At 51.8% G+C, this 21,477-nt stretch carries 14 protein-coding genes and 1 pseudogene; 10 read left to right on the top strand and 5 right to left on the bottom strand.

Annotated features, from left to right (window positions below; all coding sequences use genetic code 11):
• Nucleotide 1: 1 nt before the first annotated feature.
• The 5 genes from QVO99_RS10080 to QVO99_RS10060 all read left to right on the top strand — a co-directional run bounded on the left by QVO99_RS10080 (nucleotide 2) and on the right by QVO99_RS10060 (nucleotide 4,632).
• Nucleotides 2–472 carry an RNA polymerase sigma factor gene (locus tag QVO99_RS10080; RefSeq protein WP_022317491.1) on the top strand — a complete coding sequence of 157 codons (471 nt, stop codon included), beginning with the start codon at nucleotides 2–4 and terminating at the stop codon, nucleotides 470–472.
• Entirely contained in the window at nucleotides 462–929 is a 468-nt protein-coding gene (locus QVO99_RS10075) for a pyruvate ferredoxin oxidoreductase (protein ID WP_288177167.1), read from the top strand. Before QVO99_RS10080 ends, QVO99_RS10075 begins: the two co-directional genes overlap by 11 nt.
• 365 nt (nucleotides 930–1,294) lie before the next feature.
• Nucleotides 1,295–2,524, top strand: a complete 1,230-nt coding sequence (locus QVO99_RS10070; protein ID WP_288177172.1) for a M16 family metallopeptidase — start codon at nucleotides 1,295–1,297, stop codon at nucleotides 2,522–2,524.
• 207 nt (nucleotides 2,525–2,731) lie between these two features.
• The gene (locus tag QVO99_RS10065) at nucleotides 2,732–3,556 is read left to right on the top strand and encodes an acyltransferase (RefSeq protein WP_022317488.1); all 825 of its coding nucleotides are present in this window, start codon (nucleotides 2,732–2,734) and stop codon (nucleotides 3,554–3,556) included.
• A gap of 77 nt (nucleotides 3,557–3,633) precedes the next feature.
• A complete protein-coding gene (locus QVO99_RS10060) occupies nucleotides 3,634–4,632 on the top strand; it encodes a GNAT family N-acetyltransferase (protein WP_022317487.1) in 999 nt (332 codons plus the stop codon).
• Nucleotides 4,633–5,315: 683 nt separating this feature from the next.
• Here QVO99_RS10060 and QVO99_RS10055 read toward each other — a convergent pair.
• Complete coding sequence (locus tag QVO99_RS10055) at nucleotides 5,316–6,011, bottom strand: vitamin B12 dependent-methionine synthase activation domain-containing protein (RefSeq protein WP_022317486.1); 696 nt, start codon at nucleotides 6,009–6,011, stop codon at nucleotides 5,316–5,318.
• 587 nt (nucleotides 6,012–6,598) lie between these two features.
• Here QVO99_RS10055 and QVO99_RS10050 point away from each other — a divergent pair.
• The 5 genes and pseudogenes from QVO99_RS10050 (at nucleotide 6,599) to QVO99_RS10030 (ending at nucleotide 16,769) form a co-directional block, all read left to right on the top strand.
• Nucleotides 6,599–7,510 (top strand): helix-turn-helix domain-containing protein, encoded by a 912-nt coding sequence (locus QVO99_RS10050; RefSeq protein WP_022317484.1) that lies wholly within the window; start codon nucleotides 6,599–6,601, stop codon nucleotides 7,508–7,510.
• 221 nt (nucleotides 7,511–7,731) lie between these two features.
• Nucleotides 7,732–9,576: a right-handed parallel beta-helix repeat-containing protein gene (locus tag QVO99_RS10045; RefSeq protein ID WP_022317483.1), complete on the top strand. Its 1,845-nt coding sequence runs from the start codon at nucleotides 7,732–7,734 to the stop codon at nucleotides 9,574–9,576.
• 35 nt (nucleotides 9,577–9,611) lie between these two features.
• Complete coding sequence (locus QVO99_RS10040; protein ID WP_022317482.1) at nucleotides 9,612–11,864, top strand: glycoside hydrolase family 31 protein; 2,253 nt, start codon at nucleotides 9,612–9,614, stop codon at nucleotides 11,862–11,864.
• Between the two features lie 146 nt (nucleotides 11,865–12,010).
• A pseudogene (locus QVO99_RS10035) lies at nucleotides 12,011–15,070 on the top strand (homocysteine S-methyltransferase family protein); the annotation flags it as partial.
• A gap of 94 nt (nucleotides 15,071–15,164) precedes the next feature.
• Nucleotides 15,165–16,769 (top strand): sodium:solute symporter, encoded by a 1,605-nt coding sequence (locus QVO99_RS10030; protein ID WP_022317480.1) that lies wholly within the window; start codon nucleotides 15,165–15,167, stop codon nucleotides 16,767–16,769.
• A gap of 143 nt (nucleotides 16,770–16,912) precedes the next feature.
• Here QVO99_RS10030 and QVO99_RS10025 read toward each other — a convergent pair whose 3' ends face one another.
• From QVO99_RS10025 to QVO99_RS10010, 4 genes are all read right to left on the bottom strand, one after another.
• Nucleotides 16,913–17,542, bottom strand: coding sequence for a LutC/YkgG family protein (locus tag QVO99_RS10025; protein WP_022317479.1), 630 nt, complete (start codon nucleotides 17,540–17,542; stop codon nucleotides 16,913–16,915).
• 24 nt (nucleotides 17,543–17,566) lie between these two features.
• Nucleotides 17,567–18,940, bottom strand: a complete 1,374-nt coding sequence (locus QVO99_RS10020; protein WP_022317478.1) for a lactate utilization protein B — start codon at nucleotides 18,938–18,940, stop codon at nucleotides 17,567–17,569.
• Nucleotides 18,937–19,674 (bottom strand): (Fe-S)-binding protein, encoded by a 738-nt coding sequence (locus QVO99_RS10015; protein ID WP_022317477.1) that lies wholly within the window; start codon nucleotides 19,672–19,674, stop codon nucleotides 18,937–18,939. The genes QVO99_RS10020 and QVO99_RS10015 overlap by 4 nt, the downstream gene beginning before the upstream one ends.
• 964 nt (nucleotides 19,675–20,638) lie before the next feature.
• A partial coding sequence (locus tag QVO99_RS10010; RefSeq protein ID WP_288177164.1) for a uroporphyrinogen decarboxylase family protein occupies nucleotides 20,639–21,477 on the bottom strand: 839 nt, incomplete at its 5' end.

The raw sequence follows: 21,477 nt of genomic DNA, 5'->3' as shown, positions 1-21,477 counted from the left end.
CGTGCTCTTCCGCCTTGCCCTCCGCATCACGATGAACAAGGAGGAAGCAGAAGACGTCGTACAGGATACGCTGATGAAAGTCTGGGACCGGCGGGACACCCTGCAAGACATCGACTCGATAGAGGCGTTCAGCCTAACGATATGCAGGAACATAGCTCTCGACAAGACCAAGCGCTCGTCGTGGCGCGAAGAGTCGCTCGACCAAGACACATTGGAGCCTCGTGCCACAAGCATGGCTACTCCCTACCAGCGCACCGAACAGCGCGACATGCTGGAGATGGTGAAGCGAATCGTGGATGGGCTGCCGGAGAAGCAGAAAACCTGCATGCAGCTGCGCGATTTCGAAGGCAAGAGCTACAAAGACATCGCCGAAGTGCTTTCCATCAGCGAAGAACAGGTAAAGGTGAATATCTACCGTGCGAGACAGGCAGTAAAACAAAAGTTCAACGAAAATGCAGAATATGGATTATAAATACATCGAACAGCTATTGGAGCGCTACTGGAACAGCCAGACCACCCTTGAGGAGGAGGCTATCCTGAAAGCATTCTTCTGTCAGGACGACATCCCTGCAAGCCTTCTCCCATACAAGCCGTTGTTTGCTTATGCAAAGGCTGAGGAGGAGAACGTGCTCGGTGATGACTTCGACGCAAGGATGGAGGCTCTCGTTGGCGAGCCTGTGACGGTGAAGGCAAAGGTGGTGACATTGCGTCAGCGCATGATGCCGCTATTCAAGGCCGCCGCCGTGGTGGCTATAATCCTGACCCTCGGAAATGCCTCGCAGATGGCATTCAACGAAGAGGGCGACGAGATGCCAGCTGCCGTTGCCGTGACACCGAAGGTGCACAACGGTCCGTCGGTGGCGATGGGCGACTCCGTGAAGATGGACACGCTGAAGAAAACCGTGGCTGTCTCCGCAATACTGAAATAAGAATTTTTTTCTATGCTTTCTCAAAACAATATTATTAAAACAACTCCGAAGCTGTGAAGCTTCATTCTCTCAAATTTTTCATAACATACTGATGTAAAAGGTCGCTGGACAATAGTCGCAGCGGCCTTTTTTTGCGCTATGCCGCCGGAATGCTTATCTTCCAAGCCCCCAAGCGGCATGATGCCCCCTCCGGAAAAAACAGTCTAAAGCCTCTCGATTTGTGATAAAAAGAACAAATCCACTCTTCTAAGAAATCAAAATCCAGGCAACCCCTTAATGATCGATTTTGGATAAAATCCCGTTTCTTTCATTTTAGTCGCTTTTTTGCATTACCTTTGCACGACTAAAAGATGGAGACAGACAACATGAAATATAATACGGCGACTCTCGACAACGGACTGCGTGCTATCCACTGTCCGTCAGCATCCCCCGTGGTGTATTGTGGATATGAAGTGTGTGCCGGCACACGCGATGAGAAGGAAGGCGAGGAAGGCATGGCACATTTCTGCGAGCATACCACCTTCAAGGGCACCCGCCACCGTTCGGCAATGCAGATACTCAACAGGCTGGAGAGCGTGGGAGGCGACCTCAACGCCTTTACCAACAAGGAAGACACGGTGTACTATTCCGCCATTCTGAAAAACCATTTCCCGCGTGCCGTAGACCTCCTCACCGACATCGTGTTCGGCAGCACCTATCCGCAGGCGGAGATAGACAAGGAGGTGGAAGTGATATGCGACGAGATAGAGAGCTACAACGACTCGCCGGCAGAGCTCATCTTCGACGATTTCGAGAATGCCATCTTCGCCGGACATCCCCTGGGGCACAATATCCTCGGTTCTGCCGACACCCTCCGTACATACACCACTGCCGACGCCCTGCGCTTCACGCAGCGCTACTACAGGCCGGAGAACACCGTGTTCTTCGTATATGGTGACGTAGACTTCAAGAGCGTGGTGCGACAGCTCAAGAGAGCCACATCGGCATTTCCTGCCGCCCAGCCGCTCATCGACGTGACACCCTCCATAACGCTGCCCCCATACCAGCCCCGGCATATCGTACACGACAAGGGAACCCATCAGGCACATGTCATGGTGGGCAACAGGGCGTACAGCGCACACGACAACCACCGTCTGCCCCTCTATCTGCTCAACAACATCCTTGGCGGACCAGGCATGAACGCACGCCTCAATATCTCGCTGCGAGAGCGCAACGCCCTTGTCTACACGGTGGAAAGTTCCATGGTGAGCTATTCCGACACCGGACTCTGGTGCACCTATTTCGGCTGCGACCCGAAGGACGTAAAAAAATGCCTTCGCCTCGTGCGCCGCGAGTTTGACCGCGTTATGGACCGTCCCCTCTCAGAAAGTCAGCTCAAGGCAGCCAAACGCCAGATAAAGGGACAGATAGGCGTGGCATGTGACAACAGGGAGAGCTTCGCCCTCGATTTCGGCAAGGCATTCCTTCATTACGGTTGGCTGAAAGACGTGGAGAAGCTGATGGCAGACATCGACAACGTAACGGCGCGGGAAATACAGCAGGCGGCACTCGACATCTTCGACCCCGACAGGATGACCACGCTGATATATGAATGAGATGCGCTTTTGTCGCATTCTGCACGTTGCAGGGATGAAAATAAACTCCCGAGTGTTACTATATCGTAATAAATATATGACTTGGACAACTTTTTAGTTAAAAAAGTAACATATTTGAAAAAGATAGCTTATTTTTGCATAAGCATAAAAGATAGGCCACTTCTCGACCTCGTTTTTTTTATGAAAAGAGAAAAGAATCCGGATTAGATGGAAGTAACAGAGAATACGATTGACATAGACAAAATACTTAAGGACAAGATGGGCGACAAGGCACGCTACGTGCCGGGAGTGCTCACCAGATGGCTTAGGCTTATAATCCACCAGAAAGAGGTGAACGCGTTCTTGTGGGAGCACAAGGACCACATCGGTGTGGAGTGGCTCGAAGACTGTGTGAAGTATCTCGACATGACGCTCAAGATTGAAGGCGCCGAGAACCTGCCCGACAAGAACGACGGCAAGCTCTACACCTTCGTCAGCAACCATCCCCTCGGAGGTATCGACGGAGTGGCGCTCGGAGCCGTGATAGGAAAACACTACGACGGCAACTTCAGATATCTCGTGAACGACCTGCTCATGAACCTGCCGGGACTCGCCCCGCTCTGTATCCCGATAAACAAGACCGGACATCAGAGCCGCAATTTCCCCGCCATGGTGGAGGCTGGATTCAACAGCGACAACCACATGCTGATGTTTCCCGCCGGACTCTGTTCAAGGCGTATAAAAGGCAGGATCCACGACATTCCCTGGACGAAGACCTTCGTGACGAAGAGCGTGGAATACCACCGCGACATAGTGCCGATACACTTCGGAGGGCAGAACTCCAACTTCTTCTACAATCTTGCCAACATCAGCAAGCGGCTCGGCATAAAGTTCAATATCGCCATGCTGTTCCTCGTCGACGAGATGTACAAGAACGTCCACAAGGAATTCACCATCAAGATAGGCAAGCCGATACCGTGGCAGACCTTCGACAAGAGCAAGACACCTAAGCAATGGGCACTCTACGTAGAGGACAAGGTGTATGAGCTGTAATGGAAGAGAGGGGAGAGAAACAAAGACAAGTCAGTAACAAGAAAGAACAGATATTCTTACAACAATATCATCAGAAAATGGAACAAGAGATTATCCAGCCAATAGATAAGGAATTGCTCAAGCAGGAGCTCACTCCAGAGCGCCAGCTGCGAATGACAAACAAGAGCAACAACGAAATATATATCGTAACGGCTCATGAAGCGCCCAACGTGATGAAGGAAATCGGCCGTCTTCGTGAGATAGCCTTCAGAGAGGCTGGCGGCGGCACCGGCAAGAGTATGGATATCGATGAGTTCGACACCATGCCAAACAGCTACAAGCAGCTCATCGTGTGGAATCCGGAGGCTGAAGAGATCATCGGCGGCTATCGCTATATCCTTGGCACCGACGTTGATGTTGACGCCAACGGACAGCCCGTGCTCGCCACGAGCCACATGTTCCATTTTTCCGACAAGTTCATGAAGGAATACATGCCGCAGACCATTGAGCTGGGCCGCTCCTTCGTGGCGCTTCCTTATCAGAGCTCCAGAATGGGAGCCAAGAGCCTATTTGCCCTCGACAACCTGTGGGACGGACTGGGAGCGCTTACCGTGATAATGCCGAACGTGAAGTATTTCTTCGGCAAGATGACCATGTATCCCTCGTATATCCGCAAGGGCAGGGATATGATACTGTATTTCCTGAAGAAGCATTTCGACGACAAGGAGAACCTCGTGATACCGATGGAGCCGCTCAAGATAGAGACAGACCCGAAGGAACTCGAAGAGATATTCTGCGAGGATGATTTCAAGGCAGACTACAGGATTCTCAACCGTGAGATACGAAAGATGGGCTACAATATCCCGCCGCTCGTAAACGCATACATGAACCTCAGTCCTACGATGAAGCTCTTCGGCACCGCCATCAATGATGGCTTCGGCGACGTGGAGGAGACGGGAATCCTCATTGCCGTTGACGAGATTCTGGAGGAGAAGCGCATGCGCCACATCGACTCCTATATCAAGGACCATCCTGAGGCCCTCGCCCTTACCAGCGGTGCAAATCCTATCATATATAAGGAAACGGAGAAAGAGTGATGATGGCAGGGCAACCCACACAACCCACACAACCCACCCTGGCCCTCCCAAAGGGAGGGAAAATAGTTACTCTGCAACTGAACTTCAGCCCCCTCTCGTTCTCCCCCGTAGGGGAGATGCAGGTTGCTCCGGTTTGTGGGTAAGTTGTTGAAATTCAGATACTCCAGAGCAATTGATATTTCAGAATAATCGATACTCCTGTGCAATCAGTCCCTCCCCTACGGGGGAGGATAGGTGGGGGCTGATGTCAGCGGAATCATTTGTACTGGTAGGTGGTTGATGACAGTAGAATCATTTGCACAGGTAGAGGGCTGATGCCAGCGGAATCATCTGCACAGTAGGAAGCTATGGGGGATAAAATAAAAAAATGGGGTGTCATTTTATAGTTATCCTTTAATAGTTTTAACCTTATGACACCCCAATGCGGCAACGACTTGCCGTCGTCAGTAACTACAAACAATCTATTACCACTTTTTTTGCTAAAAAATGATACACATAGGTCAATGCCTCCCGGCATGGTAACCTATTAGCAATAGATTGAGAATGTGTATCTCTATGTATTTTGCGAATATAGCAATAAAGTCAATCCCTTGTCTTTTTCAAACCGTTTTTTTTGTTCGCTTTTGTTATCTTTAACTCAAGATAGAAAAAACCTTTAGAAGTGGGATGCATACAACAAACGCTTATTTCCGCTCCCTTTTCCTTCGTTTGTAACACTTGGCATAGTTGCACAATCCGCATGTATATTCCAGCTTTTTCACTTCCCTGCCGAGTCCTGTCACACCGCTCACGCTCTTTATCGGAATCATCAGCGACGAGTCGGTGAGCCTCACTCCGCAAGGGTCTTTCTCCGGCAGCATACTGAAGAGCATCTGCTGTTCGCTCACGTGCCATCCGCAGTAGCCCGGACTGAACCGGTTGGTGTGTTTCCATCCTTTGCCGTTTATGAACACCTGCAGCCAGCGCTCCATGATGTCGGCGGTCTTCTCTGCTATCACGCTTCCCATGGCATCGGCGATGAACACCCTCACCATATCGCCCTCCTCTTCCAGTTGGCGTTGCAGCCTTTCAAACTCCATGCCGCTCGTAGCCACGAAAAATGCGTAAGCCTCCGATCCGCGCAGCTGTGAGGTGATAATCGGTCCGATGCCGAACGTGTGTCCGCCGGTGGTGAGCGTCTTCGAGTGGCAGTCCAGTTCTCCCTCCTCTTCGATGTGAAAGCAGAATCGTGGCTTCAGTATATCCCTCACCCTCTCTCTCATCCTCTCAATCTCCAGTCTGGTGTCGTCGTCAGCCTCCGCCTCCCCGTAGCCCATCTGTATGAGCAGTTCGCGGTCGGTGATGTCGAGGTCGTCGTAAGTCAGATGTTTCTCAAACATGATGTTGTAGTTTTTTATCGTGCCACACAGACTGTCTGTGCTGTGTCTATAGATGCAAAAGTATGAAAAAAAGGTAATATGAGAGCACAAGGGTGGCTTTTTTTATTGGCAGCCATTTTGGTTGCAAAAATAAACGATGTTTTGCTGATGTCAGGAATTTGCTTGTATTGGCAGAACTCTGTAAACACGACCATGGAAATATATGCCTGTATTGGGCAACCTTTGGAAAGCAATTCTGCCCATCCGGGGCAAGCACCTTGCCCCACATGGGCAAGCGTCGTGCCCCACTTGGGCAAGCATCGTGCCCATTTTAAACCCGAATCGGTCGTTAGGGCTTGCTTGTATTTTGTATTTTTAGAAGAGTGTATTTTGTTTGGCTTTTAATGAGTAATAGCGAGCGGCCAGGTATACTGTTCCTAATTTCCAAGTTGTGGATATTTTGAACACTTTTCTTTGGAAAAAAGAATGTTTTAAGAAAATATGACTATATTTGCGGTCTGAACATTTTTAGTGACGGTGAAAAAATAAATTGGTATGCTTTTACCTTCACTTAGGAAAGAATTATTTATCTAACGACAGATATATTTATGGAAGAGAAAGAGCTGAACGTGAATATCGACTATCTCGTGGAGAAAGGTCTGGTGAACTATACCGATGGCGACATCGTGTTGCTCAACAGCAATGACCGTGCCCATGTGGAACGCGCGGTGAGACTCGAGATGGTGACGATTGGCTTTGTGGAGAAGGGAGAGATGCAGTGCGACATCAACGGTGTCAGCGTGAAGGCTGTGGCAGGCGACTTGGTGATATGTCCACCAAACTCGTTTATAAACAAAAGCAAGTGTTCTCCCGACTATGAGGTGAAACTCATGGCCCTGTCATACAAGGCGATGCGCAAGAGTCTCATTATCAACCGCGATGTGTGGAACATCATGGCATACGTGGCGAGAAACCCCGTCATCCATCTCTCCGGCGAGTCACGCTTTCTCATCGACAAATACTATTCGCTCATACGCTACAAGATAGACAATCCCCACGGCTATTACCACAAGGAGATAATGCAGTCGTTGTTCCACTGTATGTTTTATGAGCTTGCCGCCATCATCGCCCCCAATCTGGATGTCAAGAGGATGGATGCCGGTTTCAGACAGGGCGAACTCCTGTTCCATCGCTTTATAGAGATGCTTGCCAATGTCAACGGTAGCGACCGCTCCGTGAAGTCATACGCCGAGCGGCTCTGTGTCACTCCGAAATATCTCTCAACGGTGTGCAAGTCGGTGAGCGGCAAGACAGCCTTGGAGTGGATACACGAGTATATAGCCGAGCAGGTGACCCTGAAACTCAAATATAGCGACATGTCGGTGAAGGAAATCGCCGACAGCCTGGGATTCCCCAATATCTCGTTCTTCGGAAAGTTCGTGAAGAGCCGTTTCGGAGCGTCGCCAAAGGAGTACAGATATATACTGCAGAATTCCGTTCCGAAAGACGATGCAAAGTGAGGAGTGCGGCGGCATTAACCACAAACGTTCTGATTACCGTTTGGGGATTAGTCTGCCGCTTTCTTCATACATTCCAGTTCCGGTTTGCAGCGAAAACCTGTCTGTCGGTTTTTTTCATGATAAAGAGCATTACAAAGAGGCGTGTGCCAACGTCTTGATATATAGGGTGAGGATTATTATACTGTGTCCCTTCCCTTCGTAAAAAAACTACCTACAAGACAATGATAAAGACAATATTCTCATCACTCCTGCTGTTCCTTATGGGAACGCCCGTCATGGCAGGCGACATATATGTGGCTTCTACAGGCAGCGACACCGCTCCTGGCACAGTCAGCGCCCCTCTGCTCACTCCTGCCGCCGCCATCAGGATGGCGAGGGAGTGGCGCCGGCTCAACAGACAGGAAACGGCTGGAGGCATCCGCATCCACCTCAGTGGCGGCGACTACCGTCTGCAGAAACCGCTGTTCCTGCGCCCCGAAGACTCCGGCACACCGGATTCACCCACTGTGATATGCGGTGATGACGGCGGAAAACCGACGGTGATAAGCGGAGGAATGCCTCTCGACAGCTGGCATAAGGGATGTTCAGACACGAGGATTCCTGAGAATGTCCGTAGCCGCGTGTGGGTGGCAGACGCTCCAAGAAGCGGAAACAGGATAGTATACTGCCGCCAGCTGTGGGTAAACGGCAACAAGGCGGTCAGGGCACAGCAGGGCCGTTATGGCGAGATGATTCGCATGAAAGACTTCGATGCGGCATCACGCACCATCACTATACCCACGCCAAAAGAAGACCTCTCCGGCGCAGGAGAACTCGAAATGCTCGTTCATCAGCGGTGGGCGATAGCAATATTGAGAGTAAAGGAAATGCGGCCCCTCGGCAATGGCTACACTCAGGTGTCATTCCATGAACCTGAAAGTCAGCTTGAATTCGAACACCCATGGCCACAACCCGTGATAGACGGTGAGAAAGGCAGTTCGTCGTTCTGCCTCGTCAACGCCCCACAGCTGCTCGATGCTCCGGGAGAGTGGTATCAGGACTATCCCTCCGGCAGGATATACTATCTGCCACGAGAGGGAGAAGACATGACTACAGTCGAGGCCATAGTGCCGGTGATGGAAACGTTGGCTTCCGTTGACGGCACGAGGGAGCGCACGGTACACGACATACAGTTCCAGAATATCACTTTCGCCCACTCCGCATGGACACGTCCGCTATACGAAGGACTGGTGACGCTGCAGGGCGGTTTCCGCATGACAGACGCCTACAAGCTGCAGAAGCCGGGACTGCCGGAGAAGGCATCGCTTGAGAACCAGGCTTGGATAGCCCGTCCTGAAGCTGCCGTCAGCATCCGTCATGCCAGCGGCATAGACTTCAAGGACTGCCGCTTCGTCCATCTCGGAGCGACAGCACTCGACTATCAGTTGGCAGCATCCCGTTCCACGGTCAGCGGATGCACCTTCTCAGACATCGGCGGCACTGGAATCCTTGTGGGACATTTCCCCGACGGAGGCTTCGAGACCCATGTGCCCTTCAAACCGCTCGTGGCATCCGATCTATGCGATGCCATAACGATTACCGACAATGAGGTGAGCGACGCCGCCAACGAGGACTGGAGCTGTGTGGGAATAGCAGCCGGCTACGTCAGCAATATCGAGATAAGCCATAACGAGGTGCACCATCTCAACTACTCTGGCATCTGCGTGGGGTGGGGATGGACCCCACGGGAGAGCGGGATGCGCAACAACAGGATAGTTGCCAACTACGTGCACGACTTCGCCCACCAGCTCTATGATGTGGGAGGGATATACACCCTGTCGTCGCAGCCGGGATCAGAAATAAAGAACAACAGGATAGAAGACCTTCATAAGGCTCCATACGCCACCAACGACCGCGCCTTCTACATCTATTTCGATGAGGCCACCGACGGATATACCGTCACCGGCAACTGGTGTCCGAAGGAACTCTTCGGCTACAACCAGCCGGGAAAGAACATGCTGATAAAAGGCAACGGACCGAAGGTGGACAAGGCTACGAAGGAAGCCGCCGGCAGACTGAGGCGATAATCCACTACTAAAACAATAGAATACAACAATACACAATGAGACCAACAAACTACCATCTGTTCGATTTCATGGATTTCGATACAGACCTCAAAAGAGATGAGTCGCTGTGGAAAGCATACAAGCCGACATCCGTCAGAGAGAAGGATGGAGACATCCTCGTGGAGGTGCCTTTCCAGAAACAGCAGCTTGCCAACGATATGGCTCCCGACACCGATGTGCCGCAGGAGACACAGACTCTCGTGATACGACAATATGAACCCGGAATCCTCCGCCTCTTCATGGGATGCGGGGGAGAGCAACCCTCAGACACCTCGGAGATGCTGCAGATGAGCGCTCGTGTGAAGCGGTTGCCGCTGAAAGCGGAGTTCGTGGATGACCAATGGATCATTACCGACGGCGCTGGTGTGAGAAGGGCGGTGATAAACATGCAGCAGCCGGTGCTCGACAGATGGAGCGAGCTGCTGCCCGACCCACAGGAGACACTCGACATGCGACTGTATCCCGACGGGAAACATGAGGTGAGACTCGCCGCCTACGACCACTTCTCGCCGCCACGCTACGATGCCCTGCCTTTGGCTTACTGCAAGCTGAACGGCAGGAGAGAGCGTGCCACACTGTCGTTTGAATGCAAGCTGAACGAGTGCTTTGCCGGAACAGGAGAGCGCTTCGGAAAGATGGATCTCAGCGGACAGACTTTCTTCCTGAAGAATCAGGACGGACAGGGAGTGAACAACCGCCGCACATACAAGAACATACCGTTCTATATCTCCAGCCGCATGTATGGCGTGTTCTATCACACCACGGCATATAGTAAGCTGTCGCTCGCCGGAGTGTCAACGCGGTCGGTGGAATTTCTCAGCGACCAGGCTCTCATCGACGCCTTTATCATCGGCGGCGACACCGTGGAGCAGATTACAAGAGGCTATCGCGACCTCACCGGCTATCCCTCCATGCCGCCGCTATGGAGCTACGGAGTGTGGATGAGCCGTATGACATATTTCAGTGCCGACGAGGTGAACGGCATCTGCGACCGTCTGCGCAAGGAGCATTATCCATGCGACGTGATACATCTCGACACGGGATGGTTCAAAACCGACTGGCTCTGCGAATGGAAGTTCAACGAGGAACGCTTCCCCAATCCGAAGAAGTTTGTGCAGGACTTGTTGAAGAGGGGCTTCAAGGTGTCGTTGTGGCAGCTGCCGTATGTGGCAGAAGATGCGGAACAGATTGACGAGGCACGCAAGAACAACTATATCTGCAAGCTCACAAAGCAGCAGGATTCAGAAGGCTCCAACTTCTCAGCCCTCGACTATGCCGGCACCATCGATTTCACCAGCGAGAAGGCGACAAACTGGTATAAAGGTCTGCTGAAGAATCTTCTCGATATGGGAGTGAAATGTATAAAGACCGACTTCGGAGAGAATATCCACATGGATGCCGAATACGAGAACATGTCGCCGGAACTCCTCAACAACCTCTACTCGCTGCTATATCAGAAGGCGGCATACGAGATAACGAAGGAGGTGACAGGCGACGGCATCGTGTGGGCACGTTCCGCATGGGCAGGATGCCAGAGATATCCGCTGCATTGGGGCGGAGACTCCTGCAGTTCGTGGGAGGGACTCGCCGGTTCGCTGCGTGGCGGACTCCATTTCGGACTCTCCGGCTTTGCCTTCTGGAGCCACGACGTGCCGGGATTCCATACGTTGCCAAACTTCATGAACTCCGTTGTCCGCGATGATGTGTATATGCGCTGGACACAGTTCGGCGTGTTCTCCTCGCATATCCGCTATCATGGCACCAACAAGCGTGAGCCATGGCATTATCCCAACATCGCACCGATGGTGAAGCGTTGGTGGAAGCTGCGCTACAAACTCATTCCATATATCCTCCGCGAGAGCGAGAAGGCGACACACAGCGGATCAACCATCGTGCAGGCACTTATCTTCCACCATCCCGAAGACAACAACTGCTGGCATATCGATGATGAATACTATTTCGGCGATGACTTCCTTGTGGCTCCCGTAATGAGCAGCGACAACTGTCGCGACATATATCTGCCGGAAGGAGAATGGGTAGAGTTCTTCACCGGCGACCGCTTCTCGGTAAGCGACGGCGGCAGATGGCTGAAGGACATAGAGACACCGCTCGACCGTATGCCGGTGTTTGTGCGCAAGGGTGCCGTAATCCCCGTTTATCCGGAGGATGTAGACAGCACCGACGACATGGACATGAGCAAGGTGAAGAATCTCATCATCAACGAGGAGTTTAAGGGATTTGAGATTTGAGTGAGGAGTTTGGGGTGATGAGTTCTGATTGAGGAGTTTGGATGGAGTAGTTTGGAGTGGTATTTCTCCTATTTGTCCTATTTGTCCCATTCTTCCCATTCCTCCCATCCCCTTTCCCAAGAAAATTATAAATCATAACAATTATGTGGAAACCCAATTTAGAAGAAACCAAGAAACACTATATAGACTGGTGGAACCATAAGGGCATCGTGCTCAATATGTGGGAACACTTCCAGGAAGGCGTCAAGCCCCATGCCGACGTGCCCATGCCGCCGGCACCGAAGTCGCTCGACCAGAAATGGTTCGACCCGGAATGGCGTGCCGAATATCTCGACTGGTATGTGGCACACAGTTCGATGAAAGCCGACATGCTGCCTGTTGCCAACACGCAGCTCGGTCCCGGTTCGCTTGCAGCCATCCTCGGCGGCGTGTTTGAGGGCGGAGAGGATACCATCTGGATACATCCGGACCCCAACTACACCGATGACATAAAGTTCGACATCAACGACCCTGCCAACAAGAACTGGCAGCTTCACAAGGACTTGCTGCGTGCCTGCAAGAAGAAAGCCAAAGGCAATTACTATGTGGGCATGCCCGACCTGATGGAAGGCATGGATGTGCTCGCCGCCATGAAGGGCACCGACAAGGTGCTTCTCGACACCGTGATGCAACCCGAAGTGCTGGAGCGGCAGATGCAGCAGATAAACGACATATACTTCCAGGTCTTCGACGAACTGTACGACATTATCCGCGAGGGCGACGAGATGGCATTCTGCTATTTCTCATCGTGGGCACCTGGAAAGATGACAAAGCTGCAGAGCGACATCTCCACGATGATCAGCGTGGAGGATTACCGCCGCTTTGTGCAGCCCTTCATCCGTCAGCAGTGTCAGAAGATAGACTACACGCTGTATCATCTCGACGGTGTGGGGGCAATGCACCATCTGCCAGCCCTGCTTGAGATAGAAGAGCTCAACGCCATACAGTGGACGCCGGGAGTGGGAGAGCCACAGGGCGGATCGCCCAAGTGGTATGACCTCTACAAGAAGATTCTTGCAGGAGGAAAAAGCATCATGGCATGCTGGGTGACCCTCGACGAACTGCGTCCGTTGCTCGACAATATCGGTGGCGACGGAGTGCATATCGAGATGGATTTCCACAACGAGGACGAGGTGGAGAAGGCATTGCGCATAGTAGAGGAATACCAGGAGAGTGCCGACGAGCCGGAAGCCGCCGACAACACTATCCGTATCAACAAGACCATGACTCCCGACGAGGAGGTGATGGCTATCATCGACAAGATAGAAAGCGGGGATGCCAATGCCGCTTCTGCCGCTGACGACAAGATGAAAGCCCTGCCTTTCAAGGCTGCTACTCTCGGCAGACCGTCGATGGATGTCGTGGCAAAGGAAAGGATATTCGTTCTCGACGGTGCTACAGGAACCACCATCCAGCAGTATAAGCTCACAGAAGAGGAGTTCCGTGGGGAGAGATTCAAAGACTTCGACGGGGAGATCCGTGGAACAAACGACCTGCTTGCTCTTACTTATCCGGAGATTGTGACAAGTATGCACCGCCGTTTCCTTGAAGCAGGTTCAGACCTCATCACCACGAATACGTTCAATTCACAGCGCGTCTCGCTTGCCGACAAGCATCTGCAGGACTATGCAAGGGAGATAAACCTTGAAGCTGCCCGACTGGCAAGGAAAGAGGCTGATGCCTATACATTGATGAATCCGCGTAAGCCCCGTTATGTGCTTGGTAGTGTCGGTCCTACAAGCAAGACCCTGTCTATCGGAGAAAGTGCGGAGTTCAACGAAGATATCCTTCATGATGCCTACTATGAGCAGATAGAGGCTTTGATAGACGGCGGCGTGGATGCCTTGCTTATAGAGACAATATTCGACATAGAGAATGCCAAGGTGGCCTTGCGGTGCTGCAAGGAAGTGATGCTGAAGAAAGGCTTCCGTCTGCCTATAATGATGAGCTTCACTGTGGCAAGCGAGGATGGACACAACATGCTCGGACAGTCGGTAGTGGACTTTGTCAAGAGTCTTAATGACGACAGCGTGTTCAGCGTAGGACTTAACTGTTCGCTCAATGCCGCCAAGATGGCACCTATCATCCAGCGTATGGCTGCCGAGACCGGCTATTATATAAGTATGTTCCCGAATGCGGGATTGCCGGACGAACACGGTCATTACCTCGACACTCCAAAGATGATGCAGACCGAGATATGGCCAATCGTTGAGAATCATCTGCTGAACGTGGTTGGTGGATGCTGCGGTACTGACGATTTGCATATCCGTGAGATAGCAAAGCTCGTGCAGCCGATAGAAGGATTGTTCATCACTCCTCACTATCCTGGAGGGGCTGGAAATTCTGGGGTTTCTGGCGTTTCTAGTCTTTCTAGCGTTTCTAGTGATTCTAGTCTTTCTAGAATTTCTAGTTTTTCTAGCATTTCTAGTTTTTCTAGCATTTCTAGAGATTCTAGCGCTCCTGTGAAAGAGAAGAAATGCTCCTGCGGCATCGACCACGATGCCGCCCCTGTAGCCACATCCAAGCCGGAGAGCAATGCTGCAGAGGAAGTCTTTGAGGCAATCCTCGCCGGCAAAGGCGACAAGGCTGCCGATGCCACCAAACGTGCTCTTGATGAAGGCGTGGCTCCGCAGGACATCATAAACGGTCAGATGATACGCGCCATGAGTGAGGTGGGACAACGCTTTCAGGACGGTAAAGCCTTCGTGCCACAGCTGCTGATGGCAGGACGTGCCATGAAGGCGGCTCTTGAGATTCTGAAGCCGCTGCTCGCCGGACAGGCATCCACTACGCTGGGCAGGATAGTGATAGGAACCGTGAAGGGCGATCTCCACGACATAGGCAAGAATCTCGTTGCCTCTATGCTCGAGGGTTGCGGCTTCGAGGTTAAGAACATCGGCATCGATGTGCCGAGCGAGAAGTTCGTTGAGGCTGTAAAAGACTATAATGCCGACATTCTCTGCATGAGTGCGCTGCTTACAACCACCATGACATATATGAAGGATGTTATCCAGGCTCTTGAAGATGCCGGAATACGCCAGAACGTGAAAGTGATGGTTGGTGGTGCTCCCGTAACACAAAACTTCGCTGACGAAATCGGTGCCGACGGCTATAGCGACAACGCAAACTCTGCCGTTGCCGTAGCCAAGGAGCTGATGGGAAAATAAGACGAATACAGATAGGAAATAAAACGAATAAAACAATAAGACCCACCCTTGCCATCCCCGATGGGAGCCGGATGGGTTTAAAACTACAAAACCTATGAATACTCAAAATCTTGATGCACTTGATTGGATAATCCTTGTCGCTTACTTTGTGGTGCTCATTGCCATAGGAATGTGGGCAAGCTCTAAGGCAAAGAAAAGCGGAAACATGTTTCTTGCCAGCCGCTCTCTGCGCTGGCACCACATCGGTTTCTCCATGTGGGGCACCAATGTCGGTCCGTCGATGCTCATCGCATCAGCCAGTGCCGGTTTCTCCACCGGCATCGTGTCTGGCAACTACGCATGGTACGCCTTCGTCTTCATCGCCCTGCTCGCCTTCGTGTTCGCTCCACGATATCTTGGCACCGGCATCTCCACGCTGCCGGAGTTTATGGGACTGCGTTTCGGCGACTCCACACGCAATATCCTGGCATGGTATACCATAGTGACGATACTCATCTCTTGGCTTGCCCTCACGCTCTTTGCCGGAGGAATCATAATCCGCCAGGTGTTCGGCATGCCGATGTGGCTCTCGGCAATGCTGCTTCTCGCCATATCAGCGTTTTTCACTATGCTCGGCGGACTGAAAGCCGTGGCATATACCAACGTTTATCAGATGGTGCTGCTCATCATAGTGTCGGCAACGCTTACGGTAGTGGGAATATGGAAGCTCGGCGGCGAGTCTTTCTCTCATGGCATAGCGGTGCTTGCCAATCCCGATGTGGTGCCGTCAGGCTATTGGAACCTCTTCCGTCCTAATACCGACCCCGGTTATCCGTGGCTGCCTATCATCCTCGGCTATCCCATCATGGGTGTGTGGTTCTGGTGTACCGACCAGTCAATGGTGCAGCCGGTGCTTGCGGCTCGCAACCTGAGCGAAGGACAGCGGGGAGCCAATTTCACCGGTTGGCTGAAGATTCTGGATGTGGCGATATACATCCTTCCCGGAGTGGTATGCTTCGCCATGGTCAAGACAGGATTCTTCGGCAACGTGCAGGTAAATGCCGATGACGCCTATTTAAAGCTCGTCTATGAGCTTTTCCCTGCCGGTATGGTGGGATTGGTGCTCGCCGTGCTTACGGCGGCTCTGATAAGCACTATCGGCTCTGCCCTGAATGCCTTGAGTACGGTGTTCACCATGGACATCTATGTGAAGAATATCCGTCCGCAGGCAACTCCCGAAGAAATCCGCAAGACGGGACGTGTCGTTACCGTTCTCGGTGCCTTGGTGTCTATCGTCATCACGGTTGCCGTAGACGGCATCAAGGGTATGGACCTGTTCAATGTGTTCCAGTCTGTGCTCAGCTTCATCGCTCCGCCGATGGCGGCAGTGTTCCTGATGGGAGTGTTCTGGAAGCGCTGCACTACACTTGCCGCCAACATGACGCTGACGTTCGGCACGGTGCTCAGCATCGGCACAGGAATACTCTATCTTTGGGTGATACCGGGATTTTCTGAGATGGTGCATTTCATGCTCCTCTCGTTCTTCATCTTCGTCGGTCTGGTAGCTATGATGATAGTGGTAAGTCTGTATGACATGAATGCCAACGAGAAACACGTCATCGTGGCTGTGAATGAAAAACCGGCAAGGAGTGTCATCATAGCATGGGTGTCGCTTGCCGTGGTGATGATAGCCCTCTATGTGTTTTTCAACGGCAACTGATAAGATAGTAGCACGGAAAATATAAGATAGGATTATAAAGAATGTTGGTTTTATGACGGTTGGATGCCAACCCCATAAAACCAACATTCTGCTTTTGTTACCCTCCCCCAATAAGGCCCGGTTTGGGATTAGTGTCAAAATACTTATTCGTCCACCAGCACAACGGTAACTCCGCGGGCTGCCTGTGCACCGATTACAAGAGCCTGCTCGATGTCGGCGGTCTTTGACGGACCGCTGATGAACGTTCCGAAATTGTAGCGTGGGTCCATCTCTATGCTGGCGTATGCGCCGTGCATGTTGTTTACGACATTCTTCTTGTCGAGCACAATCACGAGATATTCGGATATGAACAGCAATGCCTTCTCCTTCATAGTCTGCGGAATCCAGATGCATCCGTTCTCTGCCACTCCCACCGTGCCTCTCACGATTGCCACGTCGGTGCCGTTGAGGTCGTTGGCCTCCGCCACGGTGTCGGGATTGCGCAGCTCCACGGCGGCAGCTCCGTTGCCGGCATTTGCCTTCAAGCCTTCCATAGTTATCTCCTCCAGGTTTGAGGCAAATACCCTTGCATCGGGGTATGCCCTGCACACCAAGGCATTAAGGTCGGAACCGGCAGAAGCGTCGGTGATGACATGTCCGCCCACCGACTTGGTCATCTCGATGAACTGTTTCAGCGTGTCTTCATATTCGATGCCCTTGATGTCCATCGCCGGCATATCGTATTGAGCATGCGTGTTCTGGCGCAACTTATTCAAAAAATCTTCTTTCTTCATACTTTTTTCAAATGAATCCTTCTTTTACTTCACTTTTCCTTCCTTCCACAGTTCATGGAATGATTTCTTTGCGAATTCAGGCATGGCGTGTCCGATGCCCCATGCGTTGATGTTGCCGATGTTGGTGAGGCAGTCAGGAACGTAGTTGGCGAGCGGTGCGAATTTCAAGGCTGTGGTGTAGAGGGCAGGGCGGTCGAACAGATATTCCATACCTGCCGACATCGCTTTCTTCAGTTTGTCGGCTTTTCCCAGTTTCTCCAGACTCTGTCGCCATACGTATATCTGCGAGCCAGGTCCTACCTTCGACGGGCATACATTGTCGCAAGAGAGACAGAGAGTGCATGCCGAAACGTTGTCGCTGTATTTCCGTGGGTCGCGCAGCATGCCGAGGTTCACTCCCACAGGACCAGGGATGAAATACGTGTAGCTGTATCCTCCCGAACGGCGGTATACCGGACATGTGTTGATGCAGGCACCGCAGCGCATACATTTCAGCGTCTGCCAGTGTTCGGTGTCAGCCAGCATATCGCTTCTGCCGTTGTCCACGAGCACCACGTGCATCTCTCCTCCGGGACGTGCCTGGCGGAAGTGGGATGTGAAGGCTGTGGTGGGCTGTCCTGTGGCGCTGCGGCAGAGCAAGCGCTGGAATACGGCAAGCGACTTGTAGTCGGGCACCAGTTTCTCGATTCCCATCGCCACGATATGCAGCTTGGGCATAGAGGTGGTCATGTCGGCATTGCCCTCGTTGGTGCATACCACGCAGTCGCCGGTGGCAGCCACGCCGAAGTTGCATCCCGTCATGCCGGCACCAGCCTGCATAAACTGGTCGCGCAGATGGAGACGGGCGCAATGGGTGAGATAAGTAGGGTCGTAGTTTCCTTTCTCCTTCGATATTCCCTTCTCCTCGAACATCCTGCCCACTTCCTCGCGTTTGAGGTGGATGGCAGGCATCACGATATGGCTCGGCTTCTGATGCAGGAGCTGGATGATACGCTCGCCGAGGTCGGTCTCCACCACGTCGATGCCATGCTGCTCCAGATAGGGGTTCATTTCGCACTCTTCGGTGAGCATGGACTTAGACTTCACCATCTTCGTCACACCGTGGCTCTGCAGAATGGAAAGTACTGTTTCGTTGAACTCCGTGGCATCCTTCGCCCAATGCACCTTCACTCCGCGGCTCTCCAGAGAGTTCGAGAACTGCTCCAGATAATCCGCCAGATGGGTGATGGTGTGCTTCTTTATCTGCGAGGCATGCTCGCGCAGGTCTTCCCACTCCGGCAGCTGCTGTGCCATCTTGTCGCGCTTCTCTCTCACCGACCAGAAGGTGGCGTCGTGCCAACTGGTCTTCTCTGCATCCGCCACAAAGCGGGCGGCTCTCTTGGAATGTATTGTGCTCATAACCCTGCTGCTAATATCTGGACTACGTGAATGAATTTGATAGGCATCTTCTCTTTCTTGGCGATGCCTGCCATGTGCATGAGACACGAAGAGTCTGGCCCCGTCACGTATTCCGCCCCGGTGGCGATGTGCCTCTTTATCTTCTCTTCTCCCATACGTGTGGAAACGGCTGGCTCCTCGATGGAGAACATGCCGCCGAAGCCGCAGCACTCGTCCTTTCTCTCCGGCTCATGGATGGTGATGCCGTCGACGAGCTGCAAGAGGTCGATGATCTTGTTGAATGGCTTGACGTTGCACTCCGAGGGCGACGACAGGTTCAGCTCTCTCACTCCGTGGCAGCTGTTATGCACGCTGACAGGGTGGGGGAACTTTCCCGGCACCTCCTTCACCTTCAGTACGTCGTGGAGGAACTCCACTATATCCATGATTTTGCCTGAAGAGACACACTCGTGCTTGCCCTTCAGAATTTTGGGATAATAGACTTTCACGTATGCGGCGCATGATGCTGAAGGGGCGACGATGTAGTCATAGTCTTTGAAAAGTTCATCAAAAGACTCGATCACTTTCATCGACTTGTCCTGGAAACCGGCGTTTGCCATCGGTTGTCCACAGCATGTCTGCCGCTCAGGATACTCCACGTCAAGTCCGTAGTGCTTGAGCAACTTGTATGTGGCTACACCAGCCTCTGGATACAGGGCGTCCACATAGCAGGGGACGAATAATCCTACTCTCATAATGGTTATGTTGTTAATGTTAACCCGTAGGCGGAATTGTTTTTAGATGATTATATATTTGTCGAGTCCGTTACTCCGTTGATTCATAGGGATTTAGTGGCGTATATGCCATCCCGTGTCAGTCAGCGTTCGTAAGACTCTTATACAAAATTCTATAAAATACTTGAGATACACAAGAATTTTTCGTGAAATGTTATCAAGACACAACGAAAAATCCGGGAATGACAATATGTTTTTTTCCTGAAGAAAAGTGTCAAAGTATCATTTTCGGGGGTGCTGGATGTATCTAAAGTGCATCAGCTGAACGAGTTAGGTGTAATGATACTTTTCTGGATTCTTTACAGAAAAGTATCATAGAAGTATCATAAAGTATCATCGGAGCTATTGTCCTGTCTGGTAAGACTTTTGCAAGCCCCATAAAAGGACAGTCATTTCTCTTGTTGGTCTTTGTTTTCAAATAGCCGACTCACAATCATCGGCAAGGATAACAAAAACTACAAGAATCGGGCACGGTGCTTGCCCATGTGGGGCAACGTGCTTTCTCACTTGGGGCACGGTGCTTGCCCCAAGTGGGCACGATCTGTGTCCAAACCGTGCCCAAAGTATTCATGAAATGACAACGTTGGTAGAGGGGATGCAAAAGGCGCCTTATAAAAGACAAAAGACTGCAAGCAGTTTAAAATATCACATAAAACGGACTAATTGTCGATTGGGGTTTATGTGAGTTGCGCTGATGACAACATTCTAAACCAATGTTTTGGAGGCTGTAAAATGACTTAAACCCAAAACGGTCATTAGGCCGTTTATTGTATTTTATATTTACTGCTTGCAGTCTTTTGTTTTTTATAAGGCGTCTTTTGCTTGTTTTTAATTCGTAATAGCTCGCTATTACTCATTAAAAGCCAAACAAAATCCACTCTTCTAAAAGAACAAAATCCAGGCAAGCCCTAATGACCGATTTGGGTTAAATGGTCTTGTCAAAGTCGTCGAGAGCCTTGAAGAAGGCGTCGATGTTCTCCATCGGAGTGTGTGGCGGAGTGTCGCAGCCGCTGGAGAGAACGAAGTTGGGATACTCCTTCATTTCCTGCAGCAGTCGTGTTGTCGTCTCGTACATCTGTTCCGGTGTGCCCTCCTTGAACACCGATACGGGGTCGATGTTTCCCATGGCGAGAGCCGTCGGCGGCACATCCTTTATCACCTGCCGCATGTCGCACTTGTTGCCGAAATGGTAGGCTGCCGCTCCTGTAGCCACCATCGCCTTTGTGCAGTGGCCAGTGTTGCCGCAGTTGTGCAGCACGATGCTGAAGGAGTCGTCCTGCACCTGTCCTACGATATATCTGATGTAGTCGGAAGAGAAACGCTTGCAGTCGTCGTCTGACATCAGTCCTGCCGCCGGTTCTGCCATCACCACTCCGTCGACGCCCGTCATCTTCAGCGCCTTGCAGTATTTCAGTATGAACTCCGTGCATTTTGCCAGCAGCGTGTGGGCAGCGTCGGGGTCTTGGTATATCAGCACCATAATCTCCGACATGTCGTAGAGTCTGCCGGCGAGCGAAAACGGACCGATACATCCGCCCAGCACCGGACGGTCGTTGATAGCCCTTGCCGAGAGCAGGTTCGCCTTGAGATATTCAGGCACTCTGGCAGCCTTCAGCGACGGCACCTTGAGAGCCTTTATGTCATCGGCATCGTTCAGCAGATGGCCGATAACGGCAGGCACGGCATCCTCGGTGAAGTGTATGTCCGCTCCGAAAGCCTCCGCCTCCACGGTGAGGTCCATGATTACGGTGGCTGCCGCCGTAG

This window comes from Prevotella sp. CAG:592, from assembly GCF_000436015.1.
Lineage (GTDB): Bacteria > Bacteroidota > Bacteroidia > Bacteroidales > Bacteroidaceae > Prevotella > Prevotella pectinovora.
The sequence above is the reverse complement of the archived record's forward strand: the minus strand, read 5'-3'. Positions and strand labels throughout refer to the sequence as shown.